This is a genomic window from Lysobacter concretionis Ko07 = DSM 16239 (genome assembly GCF_000768345.1).
GTDB lineage: Bacteria > Pseudomonadota > Gammaproteobacteria > Xanthomonadales > Xanthomonadaceae > Novilysobacter > Novilysobacter concretionis.
The window spans coordinates 221,589-243,813 of sequence record NZ_AVPS01000006.1; the positions used below are offsets into that span (position 1 = coordinate 221,589).

At 67.7% G+C, this 22,225-nt stretch carries 17 protein-coding genes; 6 read left to right on the plus strand and 11 right to left on the minus strand.

Annotated elements, in window-relative coordinates; genetic code table 11:
* Positions 1–14: 14 nt before the first annotated feature.
* From N792_RS09220 to N792_RS09260, 9 genes are all read right to left on the minus strand, one after another.
* Positions 15–1,685: a ShlB/FhaC/HecB family hemolysin secretion/activation protein gene (locus N792_RS09220; protein WP_036194285.1), complete on the minus strand. Its 1,671-nt coding sequence runs from the start codon at positions 1,683–1,685 to the stop codon at positions 15–17.
* Positions 1,686–2,225: 540 nt separating this feature from the next.
* On the minus strand, positions 2,226–3,164 hold the full coding sequence (locus tag N792_RS09225) for a nucleoside hydrolase (RefSeq protein WP_036194287.1): 939 nt from the start codon (positions 3,162–3,164) through the stop codon (positions 2,226–2,228).
* Between the two features lie 73 nt (positions 3,165–3,237).
* Positions 3,238–4,653 carry a M28 family metallopeptidase gene (locus tag N792_RS09230; RefSeq protein WP_052103858.1) on the minus strand — a complete coding sequence of 472 codons (1,416 nt, stop codon included), beginning with the start codon at positions 4,651–4,653 and terminating at the stop codon, positions 3,238–3,240.
* A gap of 582 nt (positions 4,654–5,235) precedes the next feature.
* A complete protein-coding gene (gene recG / locus N792_RS09235) occupies positions 5,236–7,404 on the minus strand; it encodes an ATP-dependent DNA helicase RecG (protein WP_036194289.1) in 2,169 nt (722 codons plus the stop codon).
* Positions 7,397–7,780 carry a RidA family protein gene (locus tag N792_RS09240; protein WP_036194291.1) on the minus strand — a complete coding sequence of 128 codons (384 nt, stop codon included), beginning with the start codon at positions 7,778–7,780 and terminating at the stop codon, positions 7,397–7,399. Before N792_RS09240 ends, recG begins: the two co-directional genes overlap by 8 nt.
* A gap of 48 nt (positions 7,781–7,828) precedes the next feature.
* Entirely contained in the window at positions 7,829–10,027 is a 2,199-nt protein-coding gene (locus N792_RS09245) for a RelA/SpoT family protein (protein ID WP_052103859.1), read from the minus strand.
* Between the two features lie 276 nt (positions 10,028–10,303).
* On the minus strand, positions 10,304–10,603 hold the full coding sequence (rpoZ, locus tag N792_RS09250) for a DNA-directed RNA polymerase subunit omega (protein WP_036194295.1): 300 nt from the start codon (positions 10,601–10,603) through the stop codon (positions 10,304–10,306).
* A 106-nt stretch (positions 10,604–10,709) separates the two neighbouring features.
* On the minus strand, positions 10,710–11,333 hold the full coding sequence (gmk, locus tag N792_RS09255) for a guanylate kinase (protein ID WP_036194402.1): 624 nt from the start codon (positions 11,331–11,333) through the stop codon (positions 10,710–10,712).
* A gap of 33 nt (positions 11,334–11,366) precedes the next feature.
* Positions 11,367–12,227, minus strand: a complete 861-nt coding sequence (locus N792_RS09260; protein WP_036194296.1) for a YicC/YloC family endoribonuclease — start codon at positions 12,225–12,227, stop codon at positions 11,367–11,369.
* Between the two features lie 106 nt (positions 12,228–12,333).
* On the opposite strand from N792_RS09260, the gene rph reads away from it, so the two are divergent.
* The 6 genes from rph to pepQ all read left to right on the plus strand — a co-directional run bounded on the left by rph (position 12,334) and on the right by pepQ (position 19,507).
* On the plus strand, positions 12,334–13,089 hold the full coding sequence (gene rph, locus N792_RS09265) for a ribonuclease PH (protein ID WP_036194298.1): 756 nt from the start codon (positions 12,334–12,336) through the stop codon (positions 13,087–13,089).
* 31 nt (positions 13,090–13,120) lie between these two features.
* On the plus strand, positions 13,121–13,714 hold the full coding sequence (rdgB, locus tag N792_RS09270; protein ID WP_036194300.1) for an RdgB/HAM1 family non-canonical purine NTP pyrophosphatase: 594 nt from the start codon (positions 13,121–13,123) through the stop codon (positions 13,712–13,714).
* A 244-nt stretch (positions 13,715–13,958) separates the two neighbouring features.
* Positions 13,959–15,116 (plus strand): radical SAM family heme chaperone HemW, encoded by a 1,158-nt coding sequence (gene hemW / locus N792_RS09275; protein WP_036194302.1) that lies wholly within the window; start codon positions 13,959–13,961, stop codon positions 15,114–15,116.
* A 124-nt stretch (positions 15,117–15,240) separates the two neighbouring features.
* Positions 15,241–17,610 carry a DUF1631 family protein gene (locus N792_RS09280; protein ID WP_084105634.1) on the plus strand — a complete coding sequence of 790 codons (2,370 nt, stop codon included), beginning with the start codon at positions 15,241–15,243 and terminating at the stop codon, positions 17,608–17,610.
* Positions 17,607–17,993: a PilZ domain-containing protein gene (locus tag N792_RS09285; RefSeq protein ID WP_052103865.1), complete on the plus strand. Its 387-nt coding sequence runs from the start codon at positions 17,607–17,609 to the stop codon at positions 17,991–17,993. Before N792_RS09280 ends, N792_RS09285 begins: the two co-directional genes overlap by 4 nt.
* A 185-nt stretch (positions 17,994–18,178) precedes the next feature.
* Positions 18,179–19,507 (plus strand): Xaa-Pro dipeptidase, encoded by a 1,329-nt coding sequence (pepQ, locus tag N792_RS09290; protein WP_036194304.1) that lies wholly within the window; start codon positions 18,179–18,181, stop codon positions 19,505–19,507.
* 699 nt (positions 19,508–20,206) lie between these two features.
* On the opposite strand, the gene N792_RS09295 is transcribed toward pepQ, so the two are convergent.
* Both N792_RS09295 and N792_RS09300 read right to left on the minus strand, forming a co-directional pair.
* Entirely contained in the window at positions 20,207–21,538 is a 1,332-nt protein-coding gene (locus N792_RS09295) for an aminopeptidase P N-terminal domain-containing protein (protein ID WP_036194306.1), read from the minus strand.
* Between the two features lies 1 nt (position 21,539).
* The gene (locus N792_RS09300) at positions 21,540–22,100 is read right to left on the minus strand and encodes a UPF0149 family protein (RefSeq protein ID WP_036194309.1); all 561 of its coding nucleotides are present in this window, start codon (positions 22,098–22,100) and stop codon (positions 21,540–21,542) included.
* Positions 22,101–22,225: the final 125 nt, after the last annotated feature.

The following is a 22,225-nucleotide window of genomic DNA, read 5'->3' on the forward strand; positions in this document are numbered from 1 at the left end:
TGGGCTGGACGGGATCAGAAATACTTGATCGCCTGGACCCAGAATCGTCCCGACTTGTCGGGGGCTGAAAGCGCATCCTCGCCGCCAAGTTTGCGGGCGTAGTACGTCCTCACGGCGAAGTTTCCGGGGTCACCCCACATCGCGCCCACGCCCGCCCCACTGAGGCTTCTGTCGTTGTCGCCGGCATTCCAGGGATTCTTGTTGATGGTGATTTTTCCGGCATCGGCGAAGCCAAGCAGATGCACCTGACCCGGCACCGACTGCGACAGCCCTGCCAGCAGGAAGCGCGCTTCCAGATTCACCAGGTAGCCCTGGTCGCCGAATCCTTCGCCCTGCGGATAGGCGCGAACGCCGTCCATCCCACCCAAAACCATCTTCTCGGATGCGTCGAGATTCTTCGAGGCCATCTGGCCGGTCACTGATGCGTGCAGCGACACCACGTCGGTGACGCGTTGCAGGCGCGTCGCGTTGACCCACAACTTGCTGTACGAACCGTCCGTGCGTGCGGTTGCAGCATCGTCCGCCAAAGCTGAAGGGGTGCGGATGTCGAGGACTCCTGAAGACAGGCTTACGACGAACGCACTCACCCCACCACCGCCGATGGTGTCGTGGTGATTGCCATACAGCGTCGGGGTCCAGACGCGTGCCTTCCTGTCCACGACCGAATTGACGAGGTCGACCCGGTCCTGGAACGTCCGGTCGTCATAGCTCAGTCCGGCGTAGAGATTGGTGTCGCGCGACCGGATCAGGGCGTAGTTCCCGAACACACTGGCGACTTCAGCGGTGCCGTTAGCGCCCAGGCTTTCAAACTGCTCGCCCAACTCGTAGTCGAGCCTGCTGTAGGCAACGCCGGCCGTGGCCCGGCCAAATGGCATCTGATACGACGCGCGGCCGTACTGCAGGCCAGAGCCGGAGGTCAGCGCACGCAAGCTGGCCACATCGCCTCGCCCAAGGGGATTGTTGAGATTTACCGTCGCACCGACCCGGTACTCACCGGTGTAGGGGTTGCCTGCGTTGTCGGCGTCGATGCTGCCGGTGACGCGCCGACCCGGAACGACGTCGACGATCAGGTCGGAGCTTCCCGGCAAGGTTCCGGGAACCAGGGTCGATGACACCTGCACACCGGGCAGGTCGGAAAGCAGCAGCAGGCGGTTTTCCAGAGGCGCGATGGTGATTGCATCGCCACTGTCCAAGCCCGCGAGAGTGCGCCGGGCGACGCTGTCGTCGAGCGTGCTCTGGTTGCGCAGGGTGACCTGACCGTAGGCGCCTTCGCTGACGGTGATGTTCACCACGTTGTCGCTGACGTCCTGTGCGGGAAGGTAGGCCCGCGCCACGAAGTAACCGTTGCTGCGGTAGTGCTCGGTGATGCGCGATGCCATTTCCTGGAGCTCTGCGAGCGTCAACTGCGCGCCGGGGACGAAACGAGCGACCTCCACCAGTTCGGTCGCGGTGAAAGCGTGCGCTCCCGTCACCTGCAGGGTCCTGACCATTACCCGGACCGAATCGTCAACCGACGCATTGACTGTCGCAGCCTCTTGGATCCGGATTTCCGGCGAGGCTTTGAGTGGCGCAGGAGGCGGTGGCAGCTGATTGAGCTGTGTGCCTCCGCCAGGCAGTTGCTGGGCCAGCAAGCCGTGACTGAGTGTCAGCAACACCAGTGGCAGCAGTTTAATGTTTGTTTTCAAAAGGGATCCCTTTACTGAGCTCTCAGCACAACCGCCACGACAACAAGCGCCGGCTCAGCAGTTGCGCTGTCCGGGTCCGTCGAGATAACCGAGGGGTTCTGCGTGAGGGTGCCCGCGTCTGCGAGCGTACTGATGAGAGTTGCGGATGGATCATCCCCGCCTGTGTCGATAAAGCCCGGTTGTATGAAACCGGTCTGTGACAAAGGTGCCCAACAACATCCGTGCGTTAGTGGCGGCAGTAGGCGCACTTTCGGATGAACAGGGTGTGACCAGCACTGAAAACATGGGTCGGATCACTGGCGACCGGCAGGGCCACTGCCCTGTGCCGGCCATACGCGGGACCGCGCGTGGCCGGCAGCGGAACGGGCTGTTGGAACTGTTTTGGCACCGTTGTCTAGGCGGCCAGCAACGGCAATGAGCTGGCGCCAATGCGGCAGGGCTGAAAAATACCGCCCTGACAATGCACTTACCTCCAATAAGAAGGTGCTTGTCTCAGATGACATGGTCCGGCGCGAGTATTCACTCCCATGCCAAACCGCCCTATCCGGCCGCCAGTGCCAGCCGGATCAACTCCTCGAACCGGCTCTGGTCATAGCGCATCAGGATGGTGGCGTTGTCGATCCCGCCGTGTTCGCGCTGCCAATCGACCACGGTCGCGCCGCGGGTATGCCGCCCTTCCAGCTCGACCGCCAGCGGGCGCAATGCCAGTTCGGTCGCGCCCTGCGGATACAAGGCATGCGCCATGGCCAGGGCATCGGCGGCGAACCAGTCGTTGCCGCGGCGGTCGACCGACCACTCGCGGGTCTTGCGGGAGATGTCACGGAAAAATTGCGCGCGCGGACTGTCAGCCTCCAGCCAGGTCACCACCTGCTCGTGCGGCAGGCCGTGGGCAACCGTCGCCTCCCAGTCGACCAGCTCGAACTGCGGGAACGCGGTCAGCACGATGTGCGCCGCTTCCGGGTCGAAGGCGATGTTGAACTCCGCCGCCGGGGTCATGTTGCCGTGCGCGCTGACCGCGCCGCCCATCACCACCAGCCGGCCGATGCGCGACGGCAGGCTCGGGTCCAGCTTGAGCGCCAGCGCCAGATTGGTCAGCGGGCCGAGCGCGACGAGCCGCAGCTTGCCCGCGTACTGGTGCGACAGGCGCAGGATCGCCAGCGCGGCGTGCTCGGTTTCGGCACGGCGGGTCGACGGGGTGTAGCCGATATCGCCGAATCCGTCCTGGCCGTGCACGTAGGCGGCATCGAGCGCCGGGTGCAGCAGCGGCCCGGCACAGCCGGCAAACACCGGCACGTCCACGCCGGCCACGTCGCACAATTTCAAAGCATTGCCGACCGTGTGCGCCAGGCCCACGTTGCCGGCGGCGATGGTCAGCCCGACCACCTCGTGGCGTTCGTCGTTGAACGCCATCAACAGCGCGAGCGCGTCGTCGACGCCGGGGTCGGTGTCGATCAGCAGCGGAATCCGGGGTTCAGTCATGAGCGGAAAATCGCCTCTGGTGTCATTCGTTCGTGTGTATGGATCGCAGGCATGAGTGGCGTCGAAAACCGGCTCAGTCGTTGCTTGCGGAGGTAACCGGCGTCTTCGCCTGATAGCCGCCGAAGCTGCCGGCCGCGCCGGGAAACACGACCGGGCTTTCGGCGCCATCGACGGACACCGCCGCGACACCGAAGAAGTAGTTGTCGATCACCACGTTGTGCAGGGTGTACTCGGCCACGTCACCGACGTAGCGGCTGTGGGTCCATTGTGGCTCGGTGGTCAGGCGCCAGTAGATGCGGTAACCGGCGAGATCGGGGGCCTGCGACCTGGCCGGACGGGCCCAGCTGAGGCTGGTGTCGGCGGTGACCGCACCCTTGATGGCGACCTCCGCCGGCGGTGGCGGTGCACTGGCCAGCCCGGCCAGGGTCACCGCGTTGAGCGCGGTCAGCTTGGCGGCGTAGGCGAAATCGACACCGTCGATGGTATCGCCGTACACCACGCCGTCTTCGGTGCGCAGGTCCTGGTGCTGGCGGTGGTAATTCTCGTTGGCCTCCATCACCCGCACGGCCGGCATGCCGAGGTCGTTGAACGGCCGATGGTGGCCACCGCGCCCGAAGCGGTCCAGCCGATAGACCATCATCACGTCCAGGTTGGGGACGTAGAGATCGGCCATGCGGTCGATGTAACGGGCCAGGTTGCGCGAGGGCGAGTCGACCTCGCCTCCGGTGAAACGGCGCGCGGTCGCCTCCGCGGCGGTCTCATCGAACCGGGTGCCTTCGGCGAACACGCGGGCGGTGGTGTTGTCGATCACGCCATTGAGGCCGGCGATGTTGCCGATCATGTCGTTGTTGAGCACCGCCTCGATCCGCCAGCCGTTGTTGCGCGCGTACTCGGCAAGGATCCTGCCGCCGAACAGGCCCTGCTCCTCGCCGGCGAGCGCGGCGTACACAATCGAGCCGTTGAACCTGTGCTTCGACAGCACCCGCGCGGCTTCCAGCGTGCCGGCCACACCGGAGGCGTTGTCGTTCGCGCCCGGCGAGTCGGACGTGAAGTCCATGACGTCGGACACGCGCGAGTCGATGTCGCCGCTCATGATCACGTAGCGCCCGGGATCGCTGGTTCCGCGCTGGATCGCGATCACGCTGACCACCTCGACCGGGTCGGGTATGCGGGTCTCGCCGGATACCACGTCACTGACGTAACGCACTTCCAGGCAGCCGCCGCATTCGGCGGAGATGCGTTCGAACTCGGCCTTGATCCAGCGTCGGGCGGCGCCGATACCACGGGTGTCCGACCCGGTTTCCGACAGGGTGTGGCGGGTACCGAAACCGACCAGGGTGCGGATGTCGGCCTCGATCCGTCCGGCCGAGGGCGCGATGCCGATCTGTTGCAGCAGCGGCTGCGATGCCGGAGGTACCGGCGCCGGCTGGGCAGCGGACACGGTCACGGGCAGGCACAACAGCAAGGCGGGAATCGTGAATCGCCGCATACGGGAACTCTCCGTTGACGGAAGGATGACGCCGGTGGGCGCGGGCCGGACACCATACCGCCGAACGCGCCCCGGCTGGAATGGCTTGGCTGCCGCGGACATCGATCCCCCAATGCGGTTGCAATCGGAGTGCCGGCAGGAAAACGGGGCTTCGTGGAACAAAGCGTGGTGTGTGGTGTCAGGGCAGTTCCCGAAGCGGTGGCGGCCGGGTGCTCCGGTCCTTTACGGCGAGTGTCCCCCGGCAACGGGCGCAGGCCGTTACCTCCTCCTTTATTTCGCCTCCAAGGACCGGGGCACCCGTCTTGCGAGTGAGCAGGGCGGTGTGGAGCTCTTGTACTGGTCGGGGCGCGTTGGGGCCGGCAAGCCTTCGCAGCGAAGTCAAGGAGGAGGTCTCCGCTGGCAGGCGGGAACCGGGGGACATGAGCGGAGAAGGCCTGCCGGCCACAACGCGGCGCCACAAACCGGCAAAAGCCCACCGGTCGGCCGGTCAACCAGCCAGCAGGTCAGGAAGCGACCGATCGGGCTGTCCGTCAGACACTTCCGGAACACCCATTTGCAGCCGGAGGTCTGCCGGAGCCCCGCTCAGGCTCCTGCATAGCGCACCGCGGACCCAACCCAGCGCGCGACGATGCGGTCGGCGGTATCGGGGGCGTCGACAAGCAGTTGCTCGGCCAGCGCATGCACCTGCGGCAGCAGGTCGGCATCACGCACGAGGTCGGCCAGACGGAACTCGGCCAGGCCGGTCTGGCGGGTGCCCAGCAGTTCGCCGGGACCGCGCAGCTCCAGATCCTTCTCGGCGATCACGAACCCGTCGCTGGTCTCGCGCATCGTCTCCAGCCGCTGCCGCGCCAGCATCGACAACGGCGAGCGGTACAGCAGCACGCAGCTGGATTCCGCACTGCCGCGCCCCACCCGGCCCCGCAGCTGATGCAGTTGCGCCAGGCCGAGCCGCTCGGCGTTCTCGATGATCATCAGCGAGGCGTTGGCGACGTCCACCCCGACCTCGATCACCGTGGTCGCCACCAGCAGGTCGATCCGGCCGGCCTTGAACGCGGCCATCGTGGCCTGCTTCTCGGCCGGCTTCATGCGGCCGTGGACGAGGCCGATGCCGAGCTCCGGCAGTTGCGCCGACAACGCCTCGAACGTGGTCTGCGCGGCCTGGGCTTCGATTTTCATTGACGCGCCATTCATCGCCGCGCCGGGCTTGTCGCCTTCCTCCGGCTCATCGATCAGGGTGCAGATCCAGTACGCCTGCCGGCCCTGCGCGCAGGCGACGCGGATGCGCTCGACCAGCTCCGGGCGACGCTCGCTGCTCAATGCGACCGTCTGCACCGGCGTGCGGCCCGGTGGCAATTCGTCGATCGAAGACACATCGAGGTCGGCATAGGCCGACATCGCCAGGGTGCGCGGGATCGGGGTCGCGGTCATGACCAGCTGGTGCGGAACGATGGCGCCGGGACCATCGCCCCCGCCGACGCCCTTGTCGCGCAGAGCCAGGCGCTGGTGCACGCCGAAACGGTGCTGTTCGTCGATGATCGCCAGCGCCAGGTCATGGAACACCACGCCCTCCTGCATCAGCGCATGGGTCCCCACGACCATCGGCGCCTCGCCGGACGCGACCTGCGCAAGCACCTGTGCGCGCGCCTTGCCGGTGACCTTGCCCGCGAGCCAGGCGATCGGGATGCCCAATGGCTCCAGCCAGCCACGCAGATTGGCCAGGTGTTGCTCGGCCAGCAGTTCCGTCGGCGCCATCAGCGCGGCCTGCTTGCCGCCGGCCACCGCCACCATCGCCGCCATCGCCGCCACCACGGTCTTGCCCGAGCCCACGTCGCCCTGCACCAGCCGCAGCATCGGCGAAGGCCGGGCCAGATCGAGAAGGATTTCATCGAAGACGCGCTGCTGCGCGCCGGTCAGGCGGAACGGCAGGTCGTCACGCAGCCGTGCGGCCAGCCCGGTGTCGGCCAGTACCGGCGCGGCATGCGCCTGCTGGGCCATGCGCTGGCGGCGCAGGCTGAGGTGATGGGCCAGCAGCTCCTCCAGCGCGAGCCGGCGCTGGGCCGGGTGGGTGCCGGCCAGCAACGCGGCGACATCGGCATCCCGCGGCGGCCGGTGCACCGTCAGCAACGCCTTGCGCAGCGACGGCAGGCGCAACGGCTCGCGCAATGCATCCGGCAGCAATTCGAGCGATTCGTCGTCGGGCAGGCGATCCAGGGCCAGGCCGATCAACCGCCGCAGCGACACCGGCCCGATGCCCTCGACGGCCGGGTAGACCGGATCCAGCGCGTCGCCGAGCTCGTCACCGGCCGCCGCACCGAGCACCTGGTAACTGGGGTGCACGATCTCCAGGCCGTGCAGGCCGGGACGCGGCGTGCCGTAGCAGCGCACCCGCGCGCCCGGCTGGAACTGGGCGACCTGGGCGGCGCGGAAATGGAAGAAACGCAGCACCAGGGTGGCTTGTGAGCCATCGCCGATCGCCACCCGCAGCATCGGCCGGTAACGGAAGCCACGCTCGACCGCCTCCACCCGGCCTTCGACCTGGGCGGCGACGCCCGGCTGCAAGGCACGGATCGGGGTCAGCCGGGTGCGGTCCTCGTACTGCCGCGGCAGTTGCAGCCACAGGTCCTGCAGGCAGGTCATCCCGCGGGCGGCCAGTTTTTCGGCCACCTTGGGACCGCAGCCGGCCAATGCCGTCAGCGGGGTATCGCCGACCGCCGCAAGCGCGGGCGCCGGCCCGGTGGTGCGTCTAGCCAAGAACCAGGATCGCGTCGACCTCGAACGCCGCGCCCTTGGGCAGGCCGGATACCTCGATCGTCGAACGCGCCGGATAAGGCGCCTGGAAGTACTCGGCCATCACTGCGTTGACGGCGCCGAAGTCGCCCAGGTCGGTCAGGTACAGACCCAGCCGTGCGACCTGCGCCAGCGAGCCGCCGGCGGCTTCGCAGACCGCCTTGAGGTTGTCGAACGAACGGCGCGCCTGCGCGGCCACATCGCCCGGCACGATCTCGCCGGTGGCCGGATCCAGCGGGATCTGGCCGGACAGGAACACCGTGTCGCCCATGCGGACGGCTTGCGAATACGGACCGATCGCAGCGGGGGCGAGGTCGGTGTGGATCGGGGTACGGGACATGCGGGCTCCAACAATGGCGGTATCAGGCTGCATTGTAGAAGCGACGGCCTAGATCCGCTGCACGCCCAACACCACGCTGAGCCGGCGCACCTTGCGGATCACGTCGGCCAGGTGGCGACGGTCCCGCACCTCGATGGAGAACCGCAGGATCGCGATGTTGGTGTCGCGGTCGAGGTACTCCACCCGGTCGATATTGGACTGGGCATCGGCGATCGCGGCGGCCACCTGGGCGAGCGCACCGGGCCGGTTGTCCACTTCGATCCGCAACGCGGCGCTGAAATCGCCGGTGACGGTGCGATCCCAGCCGATCGGCACCCAGCGATCCGGCGACTTGCGGTACTCGGCCACGTTCGGGCAATCCAGCCGGTGCACCACGATGCCCTTGCCGGCGGTGTGATACCCCATGATCTCGTCGCCCGGCACCGGCATGCAGCAATTGGCGAAGCTGAACACGCCGCGCTCCGCACCGGTGATCAGGATCTTCTCCTGGGTCATCGCGGTATGCGCACGTTTGGCGGCTCCCGGCTCGCGCTGTTCCCCGGGCTCGCTGGCGAGGATGTAGGCGACCTTGCTGGGCATCTTGTTGCCCAGTGCGATGTCGGCCAGCAGCGCTTCCAGCCGCGGGTATTTCCCTTCCTGCAGGTAGTCGTCCATGCGCGCGGCCGGCACCCGTTCCAGCGAACTGCCGAGGGCTTCCAGCGCGCGATCCAGCATGCGGTGGCCGAGTTGCACCGCATCCTCGTGGCCGATCTGCTTGAGCTGTTGCCGGATCGCGGTGCGGGCCTTGCCCGAGACCACGAACTCCAGCCACTGCGGCTTGGGCGTGGAGGACTTGGCGGTGATGATCTCCACCCGCTCGCCGTTCGCCAGCCGCGTGCGCAATGGCACCAGCCGGCCATCCACGCGCGCGGCGACCGCCTGGTTGCCGACATCGGTATGCACCGCGTAGGCGAAATCGACCGCGGTCGAATTACGCGGCAGCGAGAGGATGTCCCCCTTCGGCGAGAACAGATAGACCTCGTCCGGGAACAGGTCGACCTTGACGTTTTCAAGGAATTCCAGCGACGAGCCGGCGTCATGCTGCGATTCCACCAGCCCGCTGATCCAGTTGTAGGCCCGGCTCTGGGCGCTGTTGGGACCGTCGCTGGCGTCCTTGCCCTCCTTGTAGGCCCAGTGCGCGGCGATGCCCTTCTCCGCGATGAGATCCATCTCCTCGGTGCGCAGCTGGACCTCGATCGGCGAGCCGTAGGGCCCGAACAGCACCGTGTGCAGCGACTGGTAGCCGTTGGCCTTGGGAATGGCGATGAAATCGCGGAAGCGCGAATCCAGCGGCTTGTAGGTTGCGTGCACCACGCCCAGCGCGTGATAGCAGTCGGCCACCGTGCGCAACACGATGCGGTAGCCGAACACGTCCATCACCTGGGCAAAGCTTTTTCCTTCCGCGCGCATCTTGGTGTAGATGCTCCACGGCGACTTGACCCGGCTGATCAGGCGATGCTTCAGCTTCTCCTTCGCCAGCCGCTGGGCCAGGTTGGCCTCGATCTGCACCAGCGCCTCGCGGCGCACCACCGGCTCGGCTCGGATGCGCTTTTCCAGCACGGCATGGCGGCGCGGGTACAGGGCCCGGAAACCCAGGTCCTGCAGTTCCGCCTTGATCAGGTTCATGCCCAGCCGCTGCGCGATCGGCGCATAGATCTCCAGCGTTTCCCGGGCGATGCGCTGGCGCGATCTGGGATCCTTCGCACCCAGCGTGCGCATGTTGTGCAGACGGTCGGCCAGCTTGATCAGGATCACCCGCAGATCGCGCGACATCGCCAGCAGCATCTTGCGGAAGCTCTCGGCATTGGCTTCCTGGCGGTCGCGGAACTGCAGCTTGTCGAGCTTGGTGACCCCGTCGACCAGCTCGGCCACGGTCGGGCCGAACGCCGCAGTGATGTCGTCCCGGGTCAGCGCCGTGTCTTCGATCGTGTCGTGCAGGATCGCGGCCAGCAGCGTTTCCACGTCCAGCCCCTGCTCGGCCAGCACGCGTGCGACCGCGACAGGGTGGGTGATGTACGGCTCGCCGGAGCTGCGCACCTGGCCCGCATGCGCGGTCGCGCCCATCGCCCAGGCGCGGCGCAACAGTGCGCGCTGGGACTCGTCGAGGTAGCCGGCAACCCGTTCCAGTTCGAGCATGTCGTCGGGCAGCGCCGTGGCATCCACGACGAGGGGCTCGGAAAGGCTACAGGCAGGCTCGAAAGAAGTCATGGGATCAATCTACGCGTCAGGCGGAGCGCGGCGCAACGCATTTGCCGCCTCGCTCCGGCCTGGTGGGGTGGAGTTCACGATCTTCGCGACTGGAGCCGGAACACGCGCTTCAGGCCATGTCTTCCGAACCCGTCTTCCAGAGCCCGCCTTGCCTACCGGTACTCCGGATACAGAAGGCCCCGCACGAGGCGGGGCCATTGAGCTGCAGCGCGGCCGGTCGACCGGCGCGATGGCGTTGACACGCCGGGTTGGAGCACTGTCCCGCAGGCTGCGGTATCAGTCGTCGCCCTTGGCGAGATCGTCGTCGGTGACCACCTCGGCGGCGGCCCATTCCAGCGCTTCGCGCTCCTTGCGCGCCCGCTCGGACTTCTCGACCGCATCGATGTACTCGGCGTCGATCTGGCGCGCGGCGATCTCGCGCAGGGCGAGCACGGTCGGCTTGTCGTTGGCTTCGCTGTTGTCCAGCTTGGGCTCGACACCGTTGGCCAGCTGGCGGGCGCGTTTGGCGGCCATCATGACGAGTTCGAAGCGGTTGTCGACCACTTGCAGGCAATCTTCTACGGTGATGCGGGCCATGGAGCTCCTGGCGGCCGGCAGGCCGTCATGCGTACACAAAGGGGACGGAATTGTAGCGATTCACCGGCCGGCAAGCAAGTTGGCACTTGGGAATCAATCAGTTAGATCAATCCTGTTCATCTGCGAGCAGGGCCATGATCAGCTTGCCGTGGCGGGCGACCTGGGCCTCGCGGCGCAGCCGGCTGGCGGTGAAGATCGCGCACATCTCGTCAACCGCGGTATCGAAGTGCTCGTTGACGATGACGTAATCGAACTCGCCGTAGTGCGACATCTCCTCGCGCGCGGCGGCCAGGCGACGGGCGATGACCTCCTCGCTGTCCTGCCCGCGGGTGCGCATGCGCTGCTCCAGCGCGGCCCGCGACGGCGGCAGGATGAACACGCTGACCGCACCGGGCACCTTGCTGCGCACCTGGCGCGCGCCCTGCCAGTCGATTTCCAGCAGCACGTCCTTGCCGGCGGCCAGTTGCGGCTCGACCGACTGGCGTGCGGTGCCCTTCCAGTCGCCGTGCACGCGCGCGTGCTCGAACAGGTCGCCCGCGGCGACCATGCGCTCGAACCCGGCCTCGTCGACGAAGTGGTAATGCTCGCCATCCAGCTCGCGCGGGCGCGCCGGACGGGACGTGAACGAGACCGACAGGCGGATGTTCGGGTCGCGCGCCAGCACCGCGTTGACGATGCTGGACTTGCCCGCACCCGACGGCGCCGCAACGATGTACAGGGTTCCGCGCATGGTCATCGGATGGTCGTCCTCATTGCCTGCCGGCTACTCAATGTTCTGGATCTGTTCGCGGACCTGGTCGATCAGGACCTTGAGCTCGATCGCCGCGGCCGAACTGCGCGCATCGACCGACTTGGAACCCAGCGTGTTCGCCTCGCGGTTGAACTCCTGCAGCAGGAAGTCGAGCCGGCGGCCGACGGCCTCGCGCAGGTTCAGCACCCGCCGCGCTTCGGCCACGTGCGAGTCGAGCCGGTCGAGCTCCTCGTCGACATCGAGTTTCTGCAGCCACATCACCAGTTCCTGCTCCATCCGGCCCGGATCGACCGGTTGGGCGAGGTCGGCCAGGCGGGCCTCCAGCTTGGCACGCTGGCCGGCGCGGATCACGGGCATCAGCTCACGCACCTGCGCGGCGATCGCGGCGATGCCGTCGATGCGCTCGCCGATGCCGGTCGCCAGCTTGCCGCCCTCGCGCTCACGCGCGGCGATGAACTCGTCCAGCACCTCATCCAGCAACCCCAGCGCCTGCGCCTGCAAGGCCGCGGCGTCGGTCGCCGGCGCCTGCAGCACGCCGGGGAACTGCAGCAGCTGGGTGAATTCGACCCGCAGGCCGGGGAACGGCGATGCCAGCTCCTGCGCCAGCCTTGCCAACTCGGCCAGCCGCGCCGGATCGGCATGCAATCCGCCCTCGCCTTCCGGCGAACGCAGCCGCAGGGTGACGTCGAGCTTGCCGCGGCTGATGCGCGCGGCGATGCGCTCGCGCAGCACCGGTTCCAACGCGCGCAGGTCGTCGTGCAGGCGCACGCCGATCTCCAGGAAACGGTGGTTGACCGAGCGCAGCTCGCAACCCAGCGTGCCCCATTCGGTGACGCGCTCGCCGTTGGCGAAGGCGGTCATGCTGCGGATCATTCGCAATTTCCTGTAATGAGCGGACGGACCGCGGCCGGAGGGCCGTGGGGGACGAATGGTAAACTCGCGCCCCCGAAACCCCCTAACTTCCACGGCAGTGCGCACCATGTCAGTACCCGGCACGAACGATTTTTCCCGGCCCAGCGGCCGCACGCCGGAGCAGTTGCGCGAGGTCCGCATCGAACGCGCCTTCACCCGCCATGCCGAAGGTTCGGTGCTGATCAGCTTCGGCGAGACCCGGGTGCTGTGCACGGCCAGCGTCGAGAACCGCGTCCCGGCTTTCCTGCGCGGCAAGGGCGAGGGCTGGGTCACCGCCGAATACGGCATGCTGCCGCGCGCCACCAACACCCGCAACGACCGCGAGGCCGCGCGCGGCAAGCAGGGCGGGCGCACGCTGGAGATCCAGCGCCTGATCGGCCGTTCCTTACGGGCATGCGTCGACCGCAAGTTGCTGGGCGAACGCACCATCACCCTGGACTGCGACGTGCTGCAAGCCGACGGCGGTACCCGCACCGCGGCGATCACCGGCGCCTACGTGGCGTTGGTGGATGCGGTGAACTGGATGATCAAGCGTGGCGACATCAAGCCCAAGGCCGGCCGCTCGCCGATCTTCGGCGCGGTCGCGGCGGTGTCGGTCGGCATCTACCGCGGCGTGCCGGTGCTGGACCTGGACTACGCCGAAGACAGCGACTGCGACACCGACATGAACGTGGTGATGAACGACGGCGGCGGCTTCATCGAAGTCCAGGGCACCGCCGAGGGCCATGCGTTCCGCCGCGAGGAGCTGGCCGCAATGACCGCACTGGCCGAGGTCGGCATCGGCGAACTGGTGGCGATGCAGCGCGCCGCGCTGGGGCTTTGACGGCAGCGATGCAGCACAGACAGGCAATCCCATGAAACGGATCGTGGTCGCCAGTGGCAACGCCGGGAAACTGGCCGAATTCAACCGCCTGCTGGGCGAGGCCGGCATCGAGTTCGTGGCCCAGGGCGAACTGGGCGTCGACGACATCGAGGAGACCGGCCTGACGTTTGTCGAGAACGCCCTGCTGAAGGCGCGGCATGCCGCGCAGGCCACCGGCCTGCCGGCCTTGGCCGATGATTCCGGGCTGTGCGTGGACGCGCTGGGCGGTGCACCGGGCCTGTATTCAGCGCGCTACGCCGGCGAACCCGGCGATGCCGCGCGCAATATCGACAAACTGCTGGCGGCGCTGGACGGTGTGCCGGATGAGCAACGCGGCGCGCGGTTCCATTGCACGCTGGTGCTGTTGCGGCACACCGGGGACCCGCAACCGCTGATCGCCGAAGGCCAGTGGCACGGCCGGATCCTGCACGCCCCGCGGGGCAGTGGCGGCTTCGGCTACGACCCGTTGTTCCTTGATCCATGCGGCCAGACTGCGGCCGAGCTGGAACCGGCCCTCAAGAACCGGATCAGCCATCGCGGCCAGGCGCTGGCGATCCTGCGCGAGCAGCTTGCGCTGTTGTCCTGAGGGAGTCCGCCGAGGCCCCGTAGGAGCGACGTCAGTCGCGACATGCACATCAGCCGAGCCGATTGACGCCCCGGGCCGTCGTATCGGTGAGTGCAGGCATCAAGGGGAATAAACGCCACGATGCGCGCGTGGCTCTACGAGTTCGCGGCTGAAGCCGCTCCTGCAACAACTGGATGGCACCGCCGCCGGGTTACCGTGCGGCGGAATGCCCCGCCTCGCATCGTCCGGATGGGACAATAGCCGCATGACCCTCGCTCCGCCGCCGCTGTCGCTGTACGTCCACATTCCGTGGTGTGTGCGCAAATGCCCGTACTGCGATTTCAACTCGCATGAGGGTCGCGGCGAACTGCCATTCGCGGCCTACGTGGACGCGCTGCTGGCCGACCTCGACTTCGACCTGCCGCTGGTCTGGGGCCGCACGGTGCAATCGGTGTTCTTCGGCGGCGGCACGCCCAGCCTGATGCCGCCGGAGTTCATCGATCGTTTCCTGCAGGGCGCCAGCTCACGGCTGCGCTTTGCGCCGGGCTGCGAGATCACTCTGGAGACCAATCCCGGCACCGCCGAGCACGGCCGCTTCGAGGGTTACCGCGATGCCGGCATCAACCGCCTGAGCTTCGGCATCCAGAGCTTCGACGACGGTTGCCTGCAGCGCCTGGGCCGCATCCACGACAGCGCCGAGGCCGAGGCGGCGGTGAAGCTGGCGCAGGACGCGGGCTTCGACAACTTCAACCTCGACCTGATGTACGCGCTGCCGCAGCAGACCCTGGCGATGGCCGAGCACGACCTCGAGCGCGCCTTCGCGCTGCAGCCCACACACATCAGCCATTATCAGCTGACGCTGGAACCCAACACCGTGTTCGCGGCCCGGCCGCCGGCCGGGATTCCCGACGACGACGGCAGCTGGGACATGCAGGAGCACTGCCAGGTTCTGCTCGCGCAGGCCGGTTATCGCCAGTACGAGGTCAGCGCCTACGCGCAGGCCGGCCGCGAGTGCGCGCACAACCTCAACTACTGGAAGTACGGCGACTACCTGGGGATCGGCGCCGGCGCGCACGGCAAGATCACCCTGGGCCACGACCAGTCGATCCTTCGCCGCTGGAAACTCAAACACCCCACCCGCTACCTCGCCGAAGCCGGTCGCGACCGTGCCATCGGCGGCGACGAGCGCATCCCGCCGGAGCGGCGCGCGTTCGAGTTCATGCTCAACACACTGCGGCTGGTCGATGGTTTCAGCCTGACCGGTTTCGAGGCACGCACCGGCCTGTCGCGCACCGCCATCGAGCCGCAACTGCAGGCAGCGCTCGCAAACCACTGGCTGACGCTGGAGTCCGACCGGGTTCGCCCGACCGAGCTGGGACGCCGTTTCACCAACGATGTGGTCGGGTTGTTTCTGGAGGAGTAGGTGCCGGAGCCGAAGCAGCCCTTCCGGCACGCCCCCCAATACCGGAATTGCGTCACAATTCGCGGGTGTCCAGCGTCTTCCTGCATGCTGGCAAGACCAGTAACCCCCGGGGGACCTGACCCACATGTCCAGTTTCGACGTTCCGTTTGCCGTGCCGGCCGCTCCTGCGATGACGGCGGTGGCGATGCCTCCGCGCGTGCGGCGGTTGCTGGAGCAACTGCAATCGCTGATAGGCACCGAACTGGGCCGGGAGCTGGAACGCCTGCTGGACACCCTGGAGCAGGACCTGTTCCGCCAGGCCGACCGCGCCCGCAACTCCGGTTCGCAATCCGTCTATCTGGCCGCCTTGCAGACGCTGCGCAGCCAGCGCGATGCCGTGGTGCCGCGCTTTCTGTCCGGGCTGGCGACCGCGCTGGCGAACCTGCATGAACCAACACCCGACGACAGCAAGGCGTCGTCACCGGACGTCGAGAGCCTGCGCCTAGTCGATCACCACGAGATCGCCGAAGACAACGTGCTGACCGAGATCGCGCGCCGGCACGAATCACGTGCGGGCCTGCCCCTGCTGTTGCTGGGTCAGCGCTTTGGCGTGTTGGCCGGCCAACCCGCGTTCGACGCGGCGCGTCTGCCGGTTGGCCCCCAGGCCCTGGGGCGGATGCTGGCCCTGGCCAGCAAGGAGGCGGTCGTCGATGTCGATACCCGGCTGCAGCTGTATCGCCTGTTCGACCGGCAGCTGATGGCCGGTTACCTGACCCTGGTGGAAACCATGAATGCCCAGCTCGACGGCGCCAATGTGCTGCCGGGTCTGGCGTTCGTTCCGAGCCGTCGCCGACGGCACGCGCCGGGTGGCGAGCACCCGCGTGAGGCGATGGGCGACAACGTCTCCGCTGCCGCCGGCAATGCTGGACCGGCAGGTGCCGCGGGTGGCGGCACTTCGCCAGCTGGCACCGGCACCGGAGCCCGCACCCGGAACGGGCCGGAGACGGATCGGCGGCATGGCAGCGGGCACACGGACGCGATGGCAGGCGCCACGACCGTGCTGGAGATGCAGGCGCTGGACGAGCTCCAGCAGCTGCTGGCCAGACGGCGCGAACTGATCGGCCTGCCGCCCCAGGCAGCCATTCCCCGGGCCGTCCACGAGCGCACTCCGGAAGCCGTTCCGGAAATCACGCCCGCCCAGCCCCGGATCGCCTTGGCCACCCAGGAAGTGGATGCGGCGCTGGGCGACCTGCAGGCCGCGGGGCATTCGCCCCGCAACACCACCCAGATCCGTCAGGCGCTGCTTGCCAAGAGCCGGCTGCAACGGGGCGCGGCCACGAGCCTGTCGCAACAGGACAACGAAACCTTCGAACTGCTGGGCATGCTGTACACCGAGATCGGCCGTGAGTTGCGCCAGGGCACCCGCAGCGCCGACCTGCTGGAGCGTCTGCAGGTGCCGCTGTTGCGGGTTGCGCTGCAGGATCGCGGCTTCTTCGTGCGCCACCAGCACCCGGCGCGGCAACTGCTGAACGCCGTCGCCGAGGCCGGCACCACCTGGCAGGCCGAAGGCGAGGCCGATCCACGACTGGATCACCAACTGGACAACGCCGTCGATCACGTCATCAAGAACTACGATGGCGACGCCAAGGTGTTCGCCTCGGCCAACCAGGCGTTGAGCCAGCACCTGGAGGCGATGGCGCGCAAGGCGGAAGTCAGCGAGCGCCGCCACGTCGAGGCCGCGCGCGGGCGCGACAAACTCGAACTGGCGAAGCAGCGCGCGGCCGAGTCGATCGAGACCGCGATCGGCGACGCGCCGCTGCCGAAGTTCCTGCGCACGCTGGTCGACCAGGCCTGGGCCGACGTGCTCAGCCTGGTCCTGCTCCGGCACGGCGAGGACTCCGAGGAGTGGCGGGAGCATGTCGAGGCCACCGGACAGATAGTCGCAGCCAGTCGCGGATCCACCGCCCCGGCGTGGCTGCAGCCCAGGATCGAGCAGGCGTTGGGACTGGTCGGCTACCAGGGCGACGAGGCGACGGCGATTGCCAAACGGCTGGCCGCGGTGGCCGATGAAAGCGATGACCCGGCCACCCGCACCGAGCTGGCAATCCAGCTCAAGGCACGCGCACGGCTGGGTGACAGCGAGCCGGCACCTGCACCGCCCCCGGCGACACCGCGCAATGCCCGCGAGGAGGCGTGCTACGCCCATCTGCGCAGCCTGCCCTTTGGCAGCTGGATCGAATTTGCGACCAACCAGCAGGGCGACATGGTGCGTCGACGGCTGGCCTGGTTCAGCCCGGTCACGGGTCGCGCGCTGCTGGTCAACCAGCGCGGCCAACGCATCGACGATGCGCGCGGCCACGACAACCTCGACCAGATCGCCCGCCTGATCGCCATCGGCGAGGCGCGGGTGGTTGCGCCGGCCGAACCCACGGGGCTGGTCGACCGCGCCTGGCAGGCGACGATGGGCACACTGCGCAGCCTGACGGGCCGCGACCTGCCGCAGGAGACACCATGAGCGCATCAACCTCACCCGGAACTTCTTCGTTCAAAACCGACGACGACACGATCGAGTCCCGCCGTCGCCCCCGCCGCCCCGCTGCCGGGGTGGTGGAAGTCACCGACTGCATGACCGATCGCACGATCGGCCTGCTGGGCAACCTCTCCGAGACCGGCATGCTGCTGATCGCCAACGTCCCATTGGTCGACGATGCCTTGTATCAGCTGCGTTTCCGCCTCGATGGCACCGAACCGTATCGCGCTCCGATCGAGGTCGGCGTCCACCTGTTGTGGCAGGAGCACGCCAGCGCGTCGGGCCAGACCTGGGCCGGGTTCCGCTTCATCAACGTGCCCGAGGCGCACCGCCAGCGACTGCGCGACTGGCTTTCCCGCTCCCACTGATCCATCCCGGCCGGCTCATTCCCACCGATCCGTTCCCGCCGGCTCATTTCCACCGATCCATTCCGCCTGACGTGTGTGTGCGCCGGTACCATCCATTGCCGCCATTTCCGGCGGGTGCCCAATGGCCCCTGCGGCCAGGCGCCGGATCGGTCAGAATCCTCCAACTCCCCCCCGAGAGGATCGACATGGCAATCCAGGACCTGGCGAACGCCTACCCGCAGCACATCGCCGAATTGCAGCGCCACAGCACACTGGCGCTGGAACGCGGCGGCTGCGACCACCTGGTCGTGCCCAGCGGCACGCTCCATTACCAGGTGTTCGACGACCGCGACTACCCGTACGCGGTCAACCCGCAGTTCAAGGCCTGGGCACCGCTGACCCGCGCCCCCGGCAGCTGGCTGGTGTTCACGCCCGGACAGAAGCCCAGGCTCATCTACCTGCAGCCGTTCGACTACTGGCATGTCGTGCCCGAAGCCCCCGCGGGCTACTGGGTCGATCAGTTCGACATCGTCATCATCCGCAAGCCCGACGAAGCGCTGCAGCACCTGCCCGGCAACCCCGCACGCTGCGCGATCCTCGGCGAGCCGCAGAGCGCCCTCGGCGATTTCGTGCCCGACAATCCGGCGGCCGTGGTCAATTACCTCGAGTACCACCGCGCCTTCAAGACCCCCTACGAAATCCTGATGATGCGCGAGGCGACCCGCGTCGGCGTACGCGCACACCGCGCCGCCGAGGTCGCGTTCCGCGCCGGCAAGAGCGAGTTCGACATCCACATGGCGTACTGCTCCGCCGCGCGCCAGGACGCCAACGAGCTGCCGTACCACAACATCGTCGCGCTCAACGAGCACGGCGCGGTGCTGCACTACACCGAGCTGGACACGGTCGCACCTGCCGAGATCCGCAGCTTCCTGATCGATGCCGGCGGCAGTTTCGGCGGCTACGCCAGCGACATCACCCGGACCTACGCGTTCGATCGCGACAGCGAGTTCCAGTCATTGATCGCGGCGGTCGATGCCGCCCAGCTGGCCATGTGCGCGGAAGTCCGCGCCGGCTTCGACTACCGGCAACTGCACCTTGGCGCGCACCTGAAACTTGCCGGCGTGCTCAAGGACTTCGGCATCATCGACCTGTCGCCGGAAGCCGCGCTGGAAACCGGTGTCAGCAATGCGTTTTTCCCGCATGGCATCGGGCACGGCATCGGCCTGCAGGTGCACGATGTGGCCGGCTTTGCCGCATCCGATGCCGGCGGCGTGATCCCCAGACCCGAAGGCCAGCCCTTCCTGCGCACCACCCGCACGCTGGAAGCCGGCATGGTGATGACGATCGAGCCGGGCATCTACTTCATCGACATGCTGCTGGACGAGGTGCGCAAGGGTGCGCACGCCAGATCGGTCAACTGGGACCGGGTCGCGCAATTCCGTCCCTACGGCGGCGTCCGCATCGAGGACGACGTGGTCTGCACCGACGCCGACCCGATCAACCTGACCCGGGATGAGTTTGCCGCGACGGCATAGTTCGACAGCCATTTTGCGGCATCACTCGAAAGCGAAAAACCCGGCTCCGGCCGGGTTTTTTGGGCGGGGCAGTCACACCGACCCCTTCATAGAGCAGAGCGACCCGGCCCGTCAGCGGGTGTCACGCGGCAGCGGTTGTCGGGTAGGCCGATCAGGCGCTCCCCGATACACGCTTGGTGATCGGCCTACCCGACAGCCGCCCGGATTGTCCTGGCTGCCGCAGCTGACAAACCTGGATCCGTTCCGGGTGGGACAAGCGACACATCCTACCGATGTCATGAAAACCGGTCCGCTCGAAAAAACCCACTTTTTGCAGAAGCCCGAACCGCCAAACCGTCATGCGGCGCACTGGGCGGGTGTTGCGTAGAGCAGGCCATGGGTGAGCGTGACCCGTTTGCGCGGCATTGCCGCGCGGGTCGCGTGAACGGCCGTCGCGCTGCGCCGGACCGGGCCGGGCCGCGGAGCGGGCCTGCGGCGGCGAGTGCGGCCAGGGGTGAGCGCAGGCGGCCTGCGCGGCACTGCCGCGCGCCTGCGTGAACGGCCGGCGCGCTGCGCCGGACCGGACCGCGAAGCGGGCCGCCCGAACCGGGCACCAAGCAGCCGGCCAGGGTGACGCTTCCAGCCGACGCTCCGCCCTATCCATTCGCGCCTCCCGATCGCTTCAGATACCCAGCACGCGCGATCGAATCTCACGCTTGTTCAGGCCCGCAACTGCGCCATGAACGCCTCGATCTCCTCCGCGCTGCGCGCCAGCTTGCCGGTCAGCACCTTGTGACCGTCGCGGGTCACCAGCACGTCGTCCTCGGTACGGATACCGATGCCACGCCACTTGGCCGCGACACTGGTGTCGTCCGGACGCACGTACAGCCCCGGTTCGATCGTGAACACCATCCCCGGCTCCAGCAGGCGCGATTCGCCGTCGATCCGGTAATCGCCGACGTCGTGCACATCCAGACCCAGCCAGTGGCCGGTCTTGTGCGGGTAGAAGCGCCGGTAGCTGCCGTCGTCGATGTGCTTCTCCAGCTGGCCCTTCAGCAGCCCCAGCCTGAGCAACCCTTCGGTCAGCGTCCGCACCGCCGCCAGATGGCCTGCCTCGTACGGCGTGCCCGGCCGGGCCAGCGCCAACGCGGCGGCCTGTGCGTCGCCAACCAGGTCGTGCAGCAGCCGCTGCTCCTTGCTGAAACGGCCATTGGCGGGAAAGGTGCGGGTGATGTCGGCCGCGTATCCGCGGTACTCCGCGCCGGCGTCCACCAGCACCAGATCGCCGTCAGCGACCGGGGCATTGTTGGCCACGTAGTGCAAGACGCATGCGTTGGCGCCGGCACCGACGATGCTGCCGTAGGCCGGCACCGCATCGTTGGCGCGGAACACCCGCTCGATCTCGGCCTGCAGCTCGTATTCGTGCATTCCCGGGCGCACCGCGCGCATCCCCGCCTGATGCGCGGCGACCGTGATGTCGGCGGCGCGCTGCATCATCCGCAGTTCGTCGCGGTCCTTGAACAGACGCAACTCGTCGAGCAGATGGCCCAGTTCGAGAAACTCGTGCGGGGGCTTGTTGCCCATCTTCATCATTGCGCGCACCCGGTTGACCCAGCCGATCAGCTTGAGGTCGAACTCGGCGTCGCGGCCGAAGTGGTAGTACACCCGCGAACGGCCTTCCAGCAGGCCCGGCAGGATGTCGTCCAGATCGGTGATCGGGTACGCGTCGTCCAGGCCGAACGCCTCCACCGCGCCTTCCGGCCCGAAACGCGGACCGTCCCAGGCTTCGCGATCGGGGTCGCGCTCGCGGCAGAACAGCAGGGTCTCGCCATGCACTCGCCCCGGCACCAGCACCAGCACCGCTTCGGGCTCGGGGAAGCCGGTCAGGTACAGAAGATCGGAGTCCTGCCGATAGGGATAGTGCGTGTCGCGGTTGCGGATGCGCTGCAACGCCGCAGGCAGGATCAGGATCGTGTCCTCGCCGGCGGCCTGCATCAGCTGCTTGCGCCGGCGCGCAAAGGCCTTGGCCGGCATGCCCAGGGGGACAGCCATGTCAGTTCAACCGCTGCCGGTGCTGCGCCGCCAGCACGCAATCGCCATGGAGCAGCAATGTCGCCACGCGCACGAACTCCTCGATCTCCACCAGCGCCGCCTCGTCCTCCTCGTTGCCATCCTCCTGCGGCTGCGCCGCGGCCAGCTTGGCAAGGTCGCCCAGCGCCTCCGTGCTTTCCTCCGACAGGGGAGGCTTCGCTCCGGCCGCCAGGCCAAACCCGCCCAGGAAGCCGCGGCACCAGTCGAACAACGCGCCGCTGCGAACCGCCAGGGACTGGTCGGCATCGGGCAGCAACAAGGCGAAATCGAAACTGCGATCGGCCAGTTGTGCCGCACTGGCCAGGCGCAGCCGGTCCAGCGGGCTGCCTTCTCCGGGCACGGCAATGCTGTCATCGACCAGCACCCTGGCCGGCCACTGCCGCACATCCTCGCCACCGCCGGCCAGCCAGCCACACAGCGCCCCATGCAGTTCGGAGGCCGCGCTGGACAGGGAGAGGCGATGGATTTCGGCTTCCACCTCGGAGCACGACGGAAGTTCGAGCGGGGGATTGTTCTGCGACATGGACCATCACCGCGTTAATGGAGCTGCAGTTTACCAACGTGATCGGCGCGCATCGGTGCCGAAGCTTGTTGCCGGCATGAGCGCGTGCCTACACTGCCCGTTGCCCATCCAGTGCGACGGTGACG

Bases quoted from the DNA above. Each gene is read 5' to 3' on its own strand.
- N792_RS09225 (WP_036194287.1), bottom strand. From the start codon at position 3,164: ATGACTGAACCCCGGATTCCGCTGCTGATCGACACCGACCCCGGCGTC.
- N792_RS09230 (WP_052103858.1), bottom strand. From the start codon at position 4,653: ATGCGGCGATTCACGATTCCCGCCTTGCTGTTGTGCCTGCCCGTGACC.
- N792_RS09240 (WP_036194291.1), bottom strand. From the start codon at position 7,780: ATGTCCCGTACCCCGATCCACACCGACCTCGCCCCCGCTGCGATCGGT.
- N792_RS09245 (WP_052103859.1), bottom strand. From the start codon at position 10,027: ATGACTTCTTTCGAGCCTGCCTGTAGCCTTTCCGAGCCCCTCGTCGTG.
- rpoZ (WP_036194295.1), bottom strand. From the start codon at position 10,603: ATGGCCCGCATCACCGTAGAAGATTGCCTGCAAGTGGTCGACAACCGC.
- gmk (WP_036194402.1), bottom strand. From the start codon at position 11,333: ATGCGCGGAACCCTGTACATCGTTGCGGCGCCGTCGGGTGCGGGCAAG.
- N792_RS09260 (WP_036194296.1), bottom strand. From the start codon at position 12,227: ATGATCCGCAGCATGACCGCCTTCGCCAACGGCGAGCGCGTCACCGAA.
- rph (WP_036194298.1), top strand. From the start codon at position 12,334: ATGTCAGTACCCGGCACGAACGATTTTTCCCGGCCCAGCGGCCGCACG.
- rdgB (WP_036194300.1), top strand. From the start codon at position 13,121: ATGAAACGGATCGTGGTCGCCAGTGGCAACGCCGGGAAACTGGCCGAA.
- hemW (WP_036194302.1), top strand. From the start codon at position 13,959: ATGACCCTCGCTCCGCCGCCGCTGTCGCTGTACGTCCACATTCCGTGG.
- N792_RS09280 (WP_084105634.1), top strand. From the start codon at position 15,241: ATGTCCAGTTTCGACGTTCCGTTTGCCGTGCCGGCCGCTCCTGCGATG.
- N792_RS09285 (WP_052103865.1), top strand. From the start codon at position 17,607: ATGAGCGCATCAACCTCACCCGGAACTTCTTCGTTCAAAACCGACGAC.
- pepQ (WP_036194304.1), top strand. From the start codon at position 18,179: ATGGCAATCCAGGACCTGGCGAACGCCTACCCGCAGCACATCGCCGAA.
- N792_RS09295 (WP_036194306.1), bottom strand. From the start codon at position 21,538: ATGGCTGTCCCCCTGGGCATGCCGGCCAAGGCCTTTGCGCGCCGGCGC.
- N792_RS09300 (WP_036194309.1), bottom strand. From the start codon at position 22,100: ATGTCGCAGAACAATCCCCCGCTCGAACTTCCGTCGTGCTCCGAGGTG.